12 protein-coding genes are annotated in these 13,006 nt (G+C 68.7%); 6 read left to right on the top strand and 6 right to left on the bottom strand.

The window, feature by feature from the left end:
- Window positions 1-66: 66 nt before the first annotated feature.
- On the top strand, window positions 67-996 hold the full coding sequence (locus ACLJPX_RS18070) for a hypothetical protein (RefSeq protein WP_410601106.1): 930 nt from the start codon (window positions 67-69) through the stop codon (window positions 994-996).
- Window positions 997-1,121: 125 nt separating this feature from the next.
- On the opposite strand, the gene ACLJPX_RS18065 is transcribed toward ACLJPX_RS18070, so the two are convergent.
- Both ACLJPX_RS18065 and ACLJPX_RS18060 read right to left on the bottom strand, forming a co-directional pair.
- Window positions 1,122-3,455 carry a chitobiase/beta-hexosaminidase C-terminal domain-containing protein gene (locus tag ACLJPX_RS18065; protein ID WP_410601105.1) on the bottom strand — a complete coding sequence of 778 codons (2,334 nt, stop codon included), beginning with the start codon at window positions 3,453-3,455 and terminating at the stop codon, window positions 1,122-1,124.
- Between the two features lie 189 nt (window positions 3,456-3,644).
- Entirely contained in the window at window positions 3,645-4,100 is a 456-nt protein-coding gene (locus ACLJPX_RS18060) for a hypothetical protein (RefSeq protein WP_410601104.1), read from the bottom strand.
- Window positions 4,101-4,266: 166 nt separating this feature from the next.
- On the opposite strand from ACLJPX_RS18060, the gene ACLJPX_RS18055 reads away from it, so the two are divergent.
- From ACLJPX_RS18055 to ACLJPX_RS18045, 3 genes are all read left to right on the top strand, one after another.
- Window positions 4,267-5,097 carry a peptidoglycan-binding protein gene (locus ACLJPX_RS18055; protein WP_101608041.1) on the top strand — a complete coding sequence of 277 codons (831 nt, stop codon included), beginning with the start codon at window positions 4,267-4,269 and terminating at the stop codon, window positions 5,095-5,097.
- A 123-nt stretch (window positions 5,098-5,220) separates the two neighbouring features.
- Window positions 5,221-5,844, top strand: a complete 624-nt coding sequence (locus ACLJPX_RS18050) for a cyclodeaminase/cyclohydrolase family protein (RefSeq protein ID WP_410601103.1) — start codon at window positions 5,221-5,223, stop codon at window positions 5,842-5,844.
- Window positions 5,841-6,674: a bifunctional 5,10-methylenetetrahydrofolate dehydrogenase/5,10-methenyltetrahydrofolate cyclohydrolase gene (locus tag ACLJPX_RS18045; RefSeq protein ID WP_410601102.1), complete on the top strand. Its 834-nt coding sequence runs from the start codon at window positions 5,841-5,843 to the stop codon at window positions 6,672-6,674. Before ACLJPX_RS18050 ends, ACLJPX_RS18045 begins: the two co-directional genes overlap by 4 nt.
- On the opposite strand, the gene ACLJPX_RS18040 is transcribed toward ACLJPX_RS18045, so the two are convergent.
- A complete protein-coding gene (locus tag ACLJPX_RS18040; RefSeq protein ID WP_410601101.1) occupies window positions 6,655-7,248 on the bottom strand; it encodes a TetR/AcrR family transcriptional regulator in 594 nt (197 codons plus the stop codon). The two genes, ACLJPX_RS18045 and ACLJPX_RS18040, sit on opposite strands and share 20 nt — an antisense overlap.
- A gap of 113 nt (window positions 7,249-7,361) precedes the next feature.
- Here ACLJPX_RS18040 and ACLJPX_RS18035 point away from each other — a divergent pair, with 113 nt between their 5' ends.
- The gene (locus tag ACLJPX_RS18035; protein ID WP_410601332.1) at window positions 7,362-8,102 is read left to right on the top strand and encodes a class I SAM-dependent methyltransferase; all 741 of its coding nucleotides are present in this window, start codon (window positions 7,362-7,364) and stop codon (window positions 8,100-8,102) included.
- Between the two features lie 44 nt (window positions 8,103-8,146).
- Here ACLJPX_RS18035 and ACLJPX_RS18030 read toward each other — a convergent pair whose 3' ends face one another.
- Together ACLJPX_RS18030 and ACLJPX_RS18025 are read right to left on the bottom strand one after the other, a co-directional pair.
- On the bottom strand, window positions 8,147-9,598 hold the full coding sequence (locus tag ACLJPX_RS18030; protein ID WP_410601100.1) for a cellulose binding domain-containing protein: 1,452 nt from the start codon (window positions 9,596-9,598) through the stop codon (window positions 8,147-8,149).
- On the bottom strand, window positions 9,595-11,931 hold the full coding sequence (locus ACLJPX_RS18025) for a cellulose binding domain-containing protein (protein ID WP_410601099.1): 2,337 nt from the start codon (window positions 11,929-11,931) through the stop codon (window positions 9,595-9,597). Before ACLJPX_RS18025 ends, ACLJPX_RS18030 begins: the two co-directional genes overlap by 4 nt.
- Before the next feature lie 178 nt (window positions 11,932-12,109).
- Between ACLJPX_RS18025 and ACLJPX_RS18020 the strand changes: the two genes are divergently transcribed.
- The gene (locus ACLJPX_RS18020) at window positions 12,110-12,517 is read left to right on the top strand and encodes a YybH family protein (RefSeq protein WP_410601098.1); all 408 of its coding nucleotides are present in this window, start codon (window positions 12,110-12,112) and stop codon (window positions 12,515-12,517) included.
- A gap of 6 nt (window positions 12,518-12,523) precedes the next feature.
- Here ACLJPX_RS18020 and ACLJPX_RS18015 read toward each other — a convergent pair whose 3' ends face one another.
- Complete coding sequence (locus tag ACLJPX_RS18015) at window positions 12,524-12,889, bottom strand: RNA-binding S4 domain-containing protein (RefSeq protein WP_410601097.1); 366 nt, start codon at window positions 12,887-12,889, stop codon at window positions 12,524-12,526.
- Between the last annotated feature and the right edge of the window lie 117 nt (window positions 12,890-13,006).

Here is a 13,006-nt window from a genome sequence, read left to right as displayed (position 1 = left end):
GAGTGAGAAACCCCGAACGCGAGAAGTTTCATAGCAGGCTGGAATTTCCGTCGAGAGGGGAATTCCATGCGCAGATCTCTGATCCTGACCGCGTGCGCCGTCGTCGTGCTCGGTGTGGCGCTTGCGCCGGCCGCGTCCGCGACCGTCGAGCAGGAGCCCGTGTGCACCGTCAACGGCACTCCGACCCGGGGCATCGACAAGGGTGATCACTTCGACATCGAGGGCACGCCCGCCAACGACGTCATCAAGTGCCATGTCACCGACCTGAACGACGGCGAGGAGTCCGTCATCGTCTACGCCGGGGACGGCGACGACGACGTCTTCTTCGGCGGCGTCTACCCCGCTCAGAAGGACGGTCCCCCGGACACGATCAACCTCGGAGCGGGCAACGACACGTTCTCGTCCATTGTCGACACCCGCGCGGCGAATCTCGGCATCGTCAACGGGGACGACGGCGACGACACGATCACCCTCGGCAGGGAAGGATACGACTTCGGCGCGCACGGCAACGACGGCGAGATCCACGGCGGCGCCGGGAACGACGCTCTCACCCTCTACGGCGGCAACGCCACCGACAACGTCAACATCGCCAACGCCGGCACCGGGATCGTCACCGGTGACGCGGGCGACGACACCATCATCCTGCAGGGTGGGCGCAGCGGGAACACCAAATGCGGCGACGCGGCCAACAGCGGCACCGTCGACGGCGGCGAAGGCGCCGACAAGATCACCCTGACCGGCGGTGAACCTCGGCTCGAGACGTGCGACACCGCGACCGGTGAGGCCAACGGCAACGATGTCGCCGATCCGGAACTGGCCGGAAAGGTGCTCGGCGGCCCTGGCCTGGACACGATCACGTTGATTGGCGGCCGCAACAGCGACACCGGCAGGCAGGCACCCAGCAACGACGAAGAAGGCCAGGTCGACGGTGGCGCCGATGGCGCTACCTGCGTCTTTTCTCCGGAAAGCATCGGCGAGGTCGCCAACTGCTCCTGACCTTCGCCGGGCGGTATAGGGCGTTATACAGATAGGAGCTGAAGGGCGCTTTCCCCGCGTGCCATGCGGGGAAAGCGCCCTTCACTGTGTGAGACGCGGGGAAAGTCCCCTTCAGCTCTGGGACGTCACGGGTAGCTGACCAGGTTGCTCGGCGTGGTCCCCGGCGGGGTCACCGCCCCCGCGTCGTTGATCACGTGGGTGATGGTCCCCTTGTAGTTCAGCGAAACCGTCACCAGGTTGTGGAACCGGACGCCGGAGCGGTTCGGCACCTCGAACGCGTGGTACAGGTTCACCGACGGGTTGTCGTTGAAGAAGCAGTAGCTGCCCAGGCCCCACGCTTCATGCGTGGTCACGTTGTCCCCCACCTTGTAGGCGGCGTACCCGTTGAGGCCGTTGGGACTCTTCCACCCGGCCTGATCCGGGACGTCGTAAGGGATTTCGTTCTGGAAGAAGATCGTCCGGCCGTTCTGGCCGTTCCAGATCACCTGGTACTTCTGGTAATGCTCGACGAACAGACCGGTCGCCAGCACGTTGTCCCCGTTCACGACCACCCCGGTGTCGCCGGTGTTGATCGGCCAGCCGTAGGTGCCCGCGTTGCCGTGGTCGGCCCGCCAGGCCCAGATGTGGTCGATGATCGTGTCACGGCTGTTGACGATCAGGCTGTTCGTCGCCTTCCCCGCGATCTGACCGCCGATCCGGAAGAACACGTCCTGCAGGGTCGTCGGGTTGGCCGAGTGGTTCGCCGTCGAGCCCGCCGGACCGACGGTCAGCAACGACTGCGAGTTGGTCGTGCCGGCGTCGAACAGCAGGCCCTTGAGCCTGACCCCGTCCACATCGGCGACCTTCATCGCGTCCACCCCGTTGTCGGGCACCAGCGTCGGATACCCGACCCCGAGGACGACGGTGTTGGCCTTGGTCACGTTCAGCGTCTGGTTGAGGTGGTACACACCCGGCGTGAAGAACAGGTTGCAGCCCTGAGAAAGCGCGTTGTTGATCGACGAAGCCGTGTCCCCCGCCTTCACGACGTAGAACTGGCTCATCGGCAGCGAACTTCCCTGGGTGCCACCGTTGGCCCAGCTCGGCCCGGAAGCGTTGGTACGCAAGGAAGGCTGGAAGACACGATACTTGCCGGAACCGTCGAGGTAGAGATACGGGACGTCGCGGGACACCGGCGTGGTGCCGAGCGTGGTCTCCGGCGGGTTCGGGAAGGTGCTCGCCGGGGCGCCGTTCGTCCCGGAGAACACCATGTTCCAGACACCGCCTTCCCAGCTGCCGTAGCTGCTGTCGCGGGTGTACCACTGCTGCTGCGAGATCGACGCGGTCTTGCCGGAGACCTTGGTGTCGGCGGTGTACCCGCCGCTGGCGAAGCCGTAGCTGGCCGGGAAGAGGTTCAGCCCGCCGCGGATGTCCATCCGGCGGAACGGCGCGGCCTGCGCGACGGCCCAGCGGGTCGCGCCACTGCTCGGCACGACGGCGAGGTTTTCCGCCGAGCGCCAGAAGTTCTGCAGCGCCACACCCTTGTCCGACTCGTTGAAGGCATCGACGGTCACGTCACCGTTGATGACGACGTCGCCCGGGTTCTGCCCGAGACCCGCGACGGAGGTGTAGTAGCCGACATCGTCGTGGATGCCGTTGTACACACCGGGCTTGAACAGATGCGCGTACCGGCGTTCGGTGAACTGCGCCGTCAGGGTGTCCTTCTGCGCGTTGAAGTCCGCGTCGAGCTTGGCCTGGATGGACGACGCCGACATCCCCGGGTCGAAGATCCGCACGTTCGGGCCGAAGTCCGGGACCTCGGCCTGGGCGGGACAGGTCGCCTGCGTCGATCCGATCGTGTAGCTCGCCGAGGCGACCGGGGAGGTCGTCGAGCCGGACTTGAGAGCGATCGCGGAAACCGTGGAGGACGCGGAGACCGTGATCGGCCCGGTGTACTGAGTGGACGACGCGGTCGGCGTGGAGCCGTCCACCGTGTACCGGATGGTCGCGCCCGCGGTCGCGGTCGACAACGTCACCGAGCGGGCACTCGGATAGCTGCCGCCCGGCGGGTCGAACGTCGGCGAGGCGACGGTCGTGCCGCTGCCGCCGTGGGTGTAGCCGAAGTGCGGGGTGTCGTACTGCGGCCCGTTCTTCTCGTAGGTGAACCAGTAGTCGAGCACGGTGCCGGCGGCGAGCGAACCGACGGTGTGCCGCCAGGTCCCCCCGTTGTCGGTCATGCGGACGTTCTGCTGCCCCACTCCCGGAACACCGGTGTAGTGGATGTCGACGTACCGCGCGGTCGTCGCCGGGGTGAAGGAGAACTGCGCCTGGGTCGCGTTCAAGGACGCGGCACTCTGGCTGTAGTCGGCGGCCGCCGCGGTGGCGCCGCCCAGTCCGGCGGCGATCAGGAGTGCGGAGAGGCCGAGGGCGAGCACGCCCCGAACCCCTTTCCGCCGTTTGGGCTGCACAAAGATCCGGTTCACGTCGTGACACCTCCGGCGTTGGAAATCCACGGGCGAAGCAATTCGTTGCGCGCCACAACAAAGTAACCGTCCGTGCGATATGTCCAGATCACGCTTCGGTAACAGTGGTGGTCCAAACCACTGACTGCTCCCACCGGAGGCCAGGCGTACGGCCGTTCGGCGTCCTTGGATGGCGCGATCGGGTGCCTGTCAGCGGTCCGGGACGACGTACAGCGTCGACGCTTCCCCGCCGTGCATGGCGCTCAGGCTGGCTTGGCAGGCCCGGAGCACCTCGCGGTTCGCGACCGTGTCCGGCGGGACGCCGCATCCGTCGCAGAACAGTTCGACCGATCCCGGGAAGGTCTCGTCGACCTCGACGTCGATCGTGCGATCGCACCGGCGGCACCATCGGTGCCCGGTGACGACCAGGACGTGCAGCGGATCGGAGACGCAGCGATGCACCCAGCAGCGGTGGACGTAGCAAGTGGTCCGGACGTGCGCGCTCAGCCCGTGTTCCTCGGCCACGTCTTCGGCGGCGAGGATCGCGGCCAGTCGCCGGTCTTCGATCTCCCCGTACAAGTCCCGGCGCCGGGCCGGAGGTGCCGCGTCCGCCTCCGCGAGCAGTCTGAGATGAGCCCTTGAGGGTGGCGAAGTCCGAAGCACCATGTGGGTCTCAACCTTTCGGCGTCCACCGGAAGTCTTATCAGGTCACTTCCGATTTCGCCGGAGTGACACCCGACCGGGCGACAACGGCGGGTCCGTTTGTACGGCCCTTGTATTCGCGCTGCTCATGCTGACCGGACAACGGGCGAGTTCGTTCAGGAGGCAGCAAGTGTTGACCAAGGTAGCCGTGCTCGCGACCGCGACCGCGCTCTCGTTCGGCGTGGCCGCACCGGCCAGTGCCGAACCGGCCGCGGCCGCGGTGCCCGCGGCCAGCATGGAAGCGGTGCTCAAGGCCGCGCAGATCGACCCGCGCCGGGCCGACAGCGCCTTGACCCCCGGGGCCAAGGACAGCGTGCTCCTGGTGGAGCAGGCGCTGGCGGCCAAGGGATTGCTCGACCAGCAGTACGTCGACGGCCACTTCGGCACGTCGACGATCACCGCGTACTCCAGCTACCAGAAGTCGCTGGGGTACACGGGAATCGACGCCTCCGGCCTGCCGGGCAAGACGTCACTCGAGAAGCTGGGCGACGGCCGGTACACGGTGACCGCGACGGTCTCGGCGGGGAGCCGCCTGACCTACCACGGCAAGACCATGAACACCCGGACCAAGGCGATGCTGGTCAAGGCGGAGGGCCTGCTCGGCAGGCAGCTCACCATCACGCAGGGCTCGTACAACCCCGGCGGTGTCGGCGCTTCGGCCGGTACGCACGACGGCGGCGGCGCGCTCGACATCGGCGTCGAGGGCATGTCTTCGGCCACGCGGACCGACGTCGCGAAGAAGCTGCGTCAGGTGGGCTTCGCGGCTTGGGTCCGGACCCCGGCCCAGGGTTTCGCCTACCACATCCACGCGATCGCACTGTCCGATCCGGACCTGTCCTCCGGCGCGCAGCACCAGGCCGGTGACTACTACCTCGGCTACAACGGCCTCGCGGGCCGCGGTTCCGACGACGGCCCCGCCGTCTCGCCGAAGGTCACCTGGGAGGAGTACCAGCGCGCGTGACCCCGCTGCCCGAAGGCCACCTCCGCCGACGTTGATCATCGGCGAAAGGTGGCCTTCGGGCCGTCCGCGAACGCCCGGGTAGGCTTCGGCGCGACGGCGAAATCAGTGGGAAGGGAACATCGCGTGGAGGCTCAACCGGTCGGTCAGTGGCTCGACGAGCTGGCTTCGAAGGCCTCGACGCCCGGTGGTGGCGCGGCGGCCGCGATGAACGCCGCCGTGGGTGCCGCCCTGGTCTCCATGGTGTGCAACCTGACCATCGGCAAGCCGAAGTACGCCGAGCACGAGGCGACGATGACCGAGGCCCTCGCCAAGGCCGAGGACCTCCGCGCCCGCGCGCTCGGCCTCGCCGCCGACGACGCCGCCGCGTTCGACGCCGTGGTCGCCGCCTACAAGCTTCCCAAGGCGACCGACGAGGAGAAGCAGGCCCGCAGCGCCGCGATCCAGGCCGCCCTGGTCGGCGCGGCCGACGTCCCGCTGCGGACGGCCGCCCTCGCCGCCGAGGTCGTCGATCTCGCCGCCTCGATCCTCGAAGGCGCCAACACCAACGTCATCTCCGACATCGCGGTCGCCGCTTCCTCCGCCAAGTCCGCGCTCGAGTCGGCGGTGGTCAACGTCGAGGTCAACCTCGCGTCGATGTCCGACGAGCAGCTGCGCAAGGAGACCGAGGCCCGGCTCGCCGAGCACACCCCCGCCGCCGGGCGCGCCGACGCGCTCGTCGCCGCCGTCCGCGAGAGGATCGCCCGATGACGCTGATCGACGGGCGCGCGATCGCCGCCGCCATCACCGCCGAGGTCACCGAGACCGCCGCCAAGCTGCGTGAATCGGGCACCGCTCCGACGCTGGCCGTGCTCGTACCGACCGACGACGACGCCACCGCCTGGTACGTGCGCTCGATCGAGCGCGCCGCGAAGAAGGTCGGCGTCGACTGCCGGGTGGTCCAGCTCGAGAAGCCGACCGGCGAGGACGTCACCCGCGAACTCGACAAGCTGTCCGCGGACCCCTCGGTGCACGGCATCATCTGCCAGACCCCGCTGCCCGAGGGCGTGACGCTCGACCACGTCGGCGCGCACATCGACCCCGCCAAGGACGTCGACGGCGCCAACCCGGTCAGCCTCGGCCGCCTCACCGCGGGCCTCCCGACCTACGCTCCCGCGACCGCCGCCGCGGTGCTGGAGATCCTGAAGCGTGAGCAGGTCGCGCTGTCCGGCGCCCAGGTCGCCGTCGTGGGCCGCTCGACCGTCGTCGGCAAGCCCGCCGCGCTCCTGCTGCTCGGCGAAAACGCGACCGTGACCGTCTGCCACTCCCGCACCAAGGACCTCGCGGCGGTCACCAAGACCGCGGACGTCCTGGTCGTGGCCGTCGGCCGCGCGCACTTCGTCGGCGCGGACCACGTCAAGCCCGGCGCCGTGGTGATCGACGTCGGCACCAACCCGACGCCCGAAGGCGGACTCGTCGGCGACGTCGATCAGGCCGCGGTCGAGGGGATCGCGGGTTCGATCACGCCGGTCCCCGGCGGCGTCGGCCCGGTCACCACTTCGCTGCTGCTGCGTCACACGGTCACCGCCGCGCAGGCCTGACCCCGAAGCCGACGACGGCGGCCACGGTCTTCCGGACCTGGGCCGCCTCCGGTCTGGCACCCGTGCGATCGGCGAACAGCAGATGCGTCGCGCCGATGAGCGTCGCCGCGAGCGTGTCGACGTCGGCGCCCTCGACGAGCCTGCCCGCTTCGCGTTCGGCCTTGAGATAACCGGCGATCATCACGGCGGCCTGAGTCAGCACCGGGACCCCGGCCGGCCACTCGCGACGCAACCGGGCACGGAGTTCGTCGCGGAAGATCACGAGCGGGACGATCGCGACCGCGACCGACTCGAACACCGCCGTGAGTGCCTCCGCGAGGTTGTCGACGACCGTTCCGGTACCGACGGCCTGGTGAAGGCTCTCTTCGTCCAGCTTCTCGATCCGGTCCAGCACGAACTCGGCGAGGAACGCGTCGAAGTCGTCGAAGTGCCGGTGCAGCACGCCTTTCGCGCAGTCCGCCTCGGTGGTCACCGCGCGGCTGGTGAGTCCGCTCGGCCCGTCTCGCAGCAGAACGCGTTCAGCGGCGTCGAACAACTGCGCGCGCACGGCGCGCAGGGCCACCCCGGTCGGCATACGGCTCCTTCGCGTTGACGAGTGGGCAAGTGCCCACTTAAGGTGGGCGCATGCCCACTCTACCGTCGGGGCAGGAGCCTCACCGTCATCGGCAGGCCGCGGAATCCTTCGGCGTGGACGCCGAACGCTACGACCGGACCCGGCCCGCCTATCCCCCGGAACTCATCGACCACCTCGTCGCGGCCGCTCCCGGCCGCGAAACCCTCGACGTCGGTATCGGCACCGGAATCGAAGGGCGCCAGTTCCAGGCGGCGGGCTGTCACGTACTGGGCATCGAACCGGATCCGCGGATGGCCGAATTCGCCCGCCGGAGCGGAGTCGACGTCGAGATCGCGAAGTTCGAGGCCTGGAAACCCGCCGGACGCCGGTTCGACCTGCTCGTCTCCGGGCAGGCCTGGCACTGGGTCGACCCGGTGGCAGGCGCCGCCAAGGCCGCCGAAGTCCTCCGGCCGGGCGGGGTCTGGGCCGCGTTCTGGCACGTGCCCGAACCACCGGAAGCAGTCACGGACGCCCTGGCCGATGCGTACCGGCGGTTCGTCCCCGACGCCCCGATCGACCTCAAGAGCGTGCCGAAACAGCCCGCCGACCCGAACGGGCCGCTCATCGCGAAGGTCGCCGACGGCCTGCGCGAAGCAGGCGGCTTCCGCGAACCGGAGCGAATCCGCCACGACTGGGATCGGGTCCACACCCGCGACGAATGGCTGGACCAGCTCCCGACGTTCGGCTCGCTCACCTGGGTCGAACCCGCTGTGCAGCAGCAGATCCTCGCCGAGGTCGGCGAAGCGATCGACCGGCTGGGCGGCCGGTTCACCACCCGCTACGCCACCGTCACGATCACCGCGGTCCGGGACTGACGCGCCGGTGGCGGGAGCCGCGCCGCTCCCGCCACCGGCGTCCGTCAAGGCGTGACGGGGATGTTGGTCAGCCCGTTCACCGCCCTGGACACGGTGTTGGACGCGTGGACGACGTTGGGCCGTTCCGGGCACTTCGACGTCGACGTGATCTTGATGGCGTACTGGCCCACGCCGCCGAGATCGGACTTGTTGCCCCGCCAGACGTTCCCGCAGCCGTTGGGGAAGGACTGGGTGGTGCCGGGGTTGTGTGTCTCGTAGCCGTTCACGAACGTCCCCGGTGCGGCGAAGGTGCCGGTGTTGTCCTCGATGACGTAACCGAATCCCTTGACGTCGACCCAGGAATCGGCCGAGTTCTGCCCGGAAATCCCTTGGCCGTCGAAGGTGTTGCCCCGGATGACGCCGCCTTCGGTGCCTTCCTTGACGTCGATGCCCTCCGCGGCGACGTACGGTCCGATGTGGTTGCCGAGCACCTGGATCCGGTCGCTGCGGTCGACTCCGCCGGAGTTGCCGTGGCACGCCCAGTTCGAGTTCGCCGAGCCGAGGTAGACGCCCTCGCCGTAGCCCGCCTGCACGAGGCCGGTGTGGCTGATCGTCGAGTCACGGATGACGCTGTCGGCCGACGAACGCCGGAAGTGGACGGCCTCTTCGTCGATCCGGTGCACCCGCACCCCGTCGATCACGGTGTGGTGCGAGTTGTCGGCGACGATGCCCTTCTTCGACTCCTGCACGGTGAAACCCTGGAGGTGCCAGTACGGCGCACCGTAGAGCCAGAATCCGTACCCGGAGTCCCAGCCCGCCGTCGGCGCCGGGCAGGAAGGTGCCTCGCCCGAGGGACCGTCGTTGATCAGGACCGCCGTCGACGGCCCGGTCACCGTGATCGGCGCACCGGCCGTCCCGGGTTTCGTGGCCACGAAGGAACCCCGGTAGGTCCCGGCGGCCAGCCGGATGGTCCGACCAGGGCTCGCGGCCGCCAGCGCGGCCTGCAGCTCCGCCGCCGTGTCGACGTCGACGACATCGCCCGCGGGCACGGTCGTCGTGGTGGTCGGTGGTTTGCTCGTGGTGGTCGTCGTGCTCGGCGGCGTGGTGGTGGTCGGCGCCCCTCCCCCGCACGGGCTGCCGTTGACCGTGCATCCGGTCGGCAGGCCCAGCCCGGCGGTGTTGAAGCCGAAGCTCGCCGTCCCGCCGGGTTTGATCGTGCCGTTGAAGCCGGCGTTGGTGACCTTGTAGTGCCGCCCGGTCCTGGTCAGCACCGAGCTCCACGACGTGGTGATCGCCGTCCCGGCGGGCAGATCGAACTCGATCGTCCACTGTGTACTGTTCGCGTCCCCGGCGTTGGTCAGCGTGTACTTCCCGCCGTACCCGCTGTCCCAGGCCGAACTCTGGGCGAACACGGCGGACAGGCTGGGCGCGGCGGCCTCGGCGGAGACGACGGCGCCCAACAGGCCCGCCGCCGACGCCGTGGCCGCGATCGCGGCGAGCAGTCGTTTCCTCGTCATTCCGTGCCTCCGCATTTCGTTCCGGCGATCGAACACGCGACCGGGAGCCCCTGACCGGCGGCGTTGAAGCCGAACGTCGCCGTGCCGCCGGGTTTGACGCTTCCGTTGTGCGACGCGTTCCCGAACCGGTGGCGCTGGCCGGTCTTGGTCAGCACCGAACTCCAGGAACTGCTGACCGTCGTCCCCGCGGGCAGGTCGAACTCGACCGCCCACGAACCTACCGCCGCCGAACAGCTGTTGGTGATGGTGAAACCGGCCCCGTAGCCGCTGTCCCACACCGACTTACGGGCGAACGCCGCCGTCAGGCAACCGCCAGGATTCGAGCTGGTCGTGGTGGTCGGCGTCGTCGAAGTCGGTGTGATCGGTGTCGAGGTCTGGCCTGTCGACGAGGACGGCGGAGTCCCGTCCACGGACTTCAGGAACAGCGAAGACGCGGCGTCGGTCTTGGTCGCGTCGACCCCGTGCCCACCGGTGTAGTCCCGCTGCTCGTTCTTCGCCCAGTCGGCGATCGGCGTGCCGCCGGCGTCGAGGTGCTTGTACGCGGTGCCGTCCCACCCGAAGGCGTACACGCGATGCCGGTCGGCGTAGAAGTCGTTATACGGGCCGTTGTCCGTGAGCTGTTTGGTCATGGCGTTGTTGAAGAACACGTTGCGAGGCCCGGTGGCACCCGACCATTTGACGGCCTTCTTGCCCGCGCCCCACCAGATCGGGAACCAGTTCGAGTCGTCGGGACCGCCGCCGCCCTCTTCACCGCAGTTGGCCCGGCAGTTCCCGGAGCGGTGCGCGTAGGGGACCTTGACCGTGTTGAGCTCGAAGAGGTTGTTGCGTTCCCAGCCGCCGTGCAGGTTCAGGTCGGAGTCGAACGAGTTGCCGATCACCACGTTGCCCGAGGCGGACCACTGGAAGGTGAAGTGCCGCAACAGGGTGGAGGTGTTCCCGGCGTAGAGCGAGTCCCAGACCCGGGAGCCGCGGAAGTAGCCGTTGCCGCCCTTGCCCTTGTTCCACGAACCGTTGAGTTCGTTGTCGACGATCTGGAGGTTCTTGGCCTCCTCGGTGACGATCGGATGCGATCCGGTCAGGTCGGCGCGGATGCCGCGGACCCAGGAGTTCGCCGCCCACTTGAACACGATCCCGTGCATCTCGGCGGCGGGCGCCATGTTCCCGTAGTTGTTGTTCGCCTCGGCCGGGTTCAGGCCAGGCATGTCCTGCGTGAAGCCGAGATTCTCGAATCCGACGCCGAGCACCGGATCGACCAGCGGCGCCGCCTTCGAGTCGTAGGTGGCGCCGTCGATCGGGGCCGAACCGTCCGAAGTGGAGTTCACCGGGACGTCGTACTCGAGCGGTTTGTCGAGGGTGATGGTGCGCGCGGACGTGTCGAGCGCCGCGATGGTGAAGATCTGCTGGCGCATGTGCATGTTCAGCAACGGGAACGTGGTCGGCGTCGCCTGCTGCTGCTCGTAGAACTTCTGCGAGTTGGCCGCGCGGATGTTCACCAGGCTCCCGGCGGCGAGCGAGGTCAGGGCGCCGCTGCTCGCCAGGTGGACGACCCGGTCCCCCGTCCGCGCGGCGAACGCGGTGTCACCCGGTTTGCCGCGCAGCTTCACCCCGGCCTTCCAGTGGACGTTGATCGTCCCTTCGAAGATGTCCTTGCGGTTGGCGGGTGCCGAGGCGTGGTCGCTCGCGTAGGACGAGTGCACTCCCCTGGACTGGACACGGAACAGCCCGCGCCCCGGCCAGAGCCAGCCGCCCTTGCCCGCGCCCGAGGTCATCCCGTCCTCGTCCCAGTCGGAACCGTCCGGGGTGAGCGTGTCGTACCGGGTGTTCGCGTCGGGCCGGTAGACGAACTTCGTCGCGTCCTTGCCCGCGCCGCGCAGGATCAGGTAGTCGGCGTCGACGTGGATCTCGTGCGTGACGTCGAACCGTCCGGCCGGGAAGGTGATCGTGCTCAGCTTGGTGTAGCTCCCCGACGGCGAGCACGCGCTCTTGATCCCGTCGATCGCCGCCTGGATCCCGTTCGTGTCGTCGGCGCCGTCGTCGGGTTCGACGTTGTACTGGGCCGCCAGCTCCGCGGCGGTGACCTGGCAGGCGGCGTTCGGATTCACTTCACCGGAGCCGGGCAGCGCGGCACCGCCCCGGTACCCGGCCTTGGACCAGTCGTAGAGCCCCGCGACCGGCGCGCGGCGGTTGGCCGCGCCGACATCGAGGCCGGTCAGCGCGCCGGGTCCCGGCGCCGCGTCCGCCACGTCGGGCGGTACCTGCAGGAGTGCGGCGGTGGCGACCACGGCGGCGACCGCCGGGAGGACGGCACGACGAAGAGGACTTTTTCGGGACACCCGAAACCTCCGTGACGGACTGACGGAAGGTGTTGCGGCGTGTACACCCGGACTCAGCCTTTATAGTTCACGTCCCTGTCACTCGTCAACGGATGTGAACAACGTCCATGTATGTGAACGCGATGAGTTTCCCGGGCTCGCGGGGTTAACAAGTCGAACCCCACCAGAGGAGCACTTCATGAGTACCGACGAAAGCCGGATCCGCACCCTCATCGAGGATTGGGCCAAGGCCGTGCACGCAGGCGATCTCGACGCCGTTCTCGCCGGGCACGCGACCGACATCGTGATGTTCGACGTCCCACCGCCTTACGAAGGCGTTCTCGGCATCGACGCCTACCGCGAAACCTGGCCGTCCTTCTTCATCTGGCAGGCGACGGGCGCGTCGTTCGAGATCGTCTCGCTCGACGTCACCGCGGGCGAGGAGGTCGCGTTCGCGCACGCCCTGTTGCGCTGCGGCACGGCCGAGGAGTTCGAGCGGAACCCGGCGAACCGGCTGCGGCTGACCTTCGGGCTGCGCAAGGAATCCGGCCGCTGGCTCGTCGCGCACGAGCACCATTCGTTCCCGGTCGAGGCCGGTTCGGACTGAACCTGCTCAGTTCTCACCGGAACGGAAACGATCGAGCACACGGCGTTCCCGTTTGGTCGGGCGCCCCGCGCCCCGCTCCCGCCGCGCGACCGGCACGGCGGACTCGGGCGGCGGCGCGGGCGTCCGGTCGATGAAACAGGTCGCGGCGTCGGCGGCACCGACCCGTTTCTGGATCACCCGCGTCACTTCCAAGATCCGCGTGGTGTCGTTGACCCGGGCCCGCACCTCGTCGCCCGCCACGACCGTCGTCGCGGGTTTGGCGGGTTTGCCGTTCACGCGGACATGCCCGCCACGGCAGGCCGCGGCGGCGTCGGGGCGCGTCTTGGTCAGCCGGACGGCCCACAGCCAGCGATCAACTCGAGTGGACTCCACAGCAGTACATAGTGGCCCATCCACCGGCGCGATGCCCGCCTGCCCGGCCCAAGCGAGTCGAAAGAACTTTCACTTTCATTGCCTCCCGGTAGGCCCACAGGTATAACTTGTTCTAAA

Source organism: Amycolatopsis sp. lyj-90, from assembly GCF_046549035.1.
Classification (GTDB): Bacteria; Actinomycetota; Actinomycetes; order Mycobacteriales; family Pseudonocardiaceae; genus Amycolatopsis.
The sequence above is the reverse complement of the archived record's forward strand: the minus strand, read 5'-3'. Positions and strand labels throughout refer to the sequence as shown.

Bases quoted from the DNA above. Each gene is read 5' to 3' on its own strand.
- ACLJPX_RS18070 (WP_410601106.1), top strand. From the start codon at position 67: ATGCGCAGATCTCTGATCCTGACCGCGTGCGCCGTCGTCGTGCTCGGT.
- ACLJPX_RS18060 (WP_410601104.1), bottom strand. From the start codon at position 4,100: ATGGTGCTTCGGACTTCGCCACCCTCAAGGGCTCATCTCAGACTGCTC.
- ACLJPX_RS18045 (WP_410601102.1), top strand. From the start codon at position 5,841: ATGACGCTGATCGACGGGCGCGCGATCGCCGCCGCCATCACCGCCGAG.
- ACLJPX_RS18040 (WP_410601101.1), bottom strand. From the start codon at position 7,248: ATGCCGACCGGGGTGGCCCTGCGCGCCGTGCGCGCGCAGTTGTTCGAC.
- ACLJPX_RS18030 (WP_410601100.1), bottom strand. From the start codon at position 9,598: ATGACGAGGAAACGACTGCTCGCCGCGATCGCGGCCACGGCGTCGGCG.
- ACLJPX_RS18020 (WP_410601098.1), top strand. From the start codon at position 12,110: ATGAGTACCGACGAAAGCCGGATCCGCACCCTCATCGAGGATTGGGCC.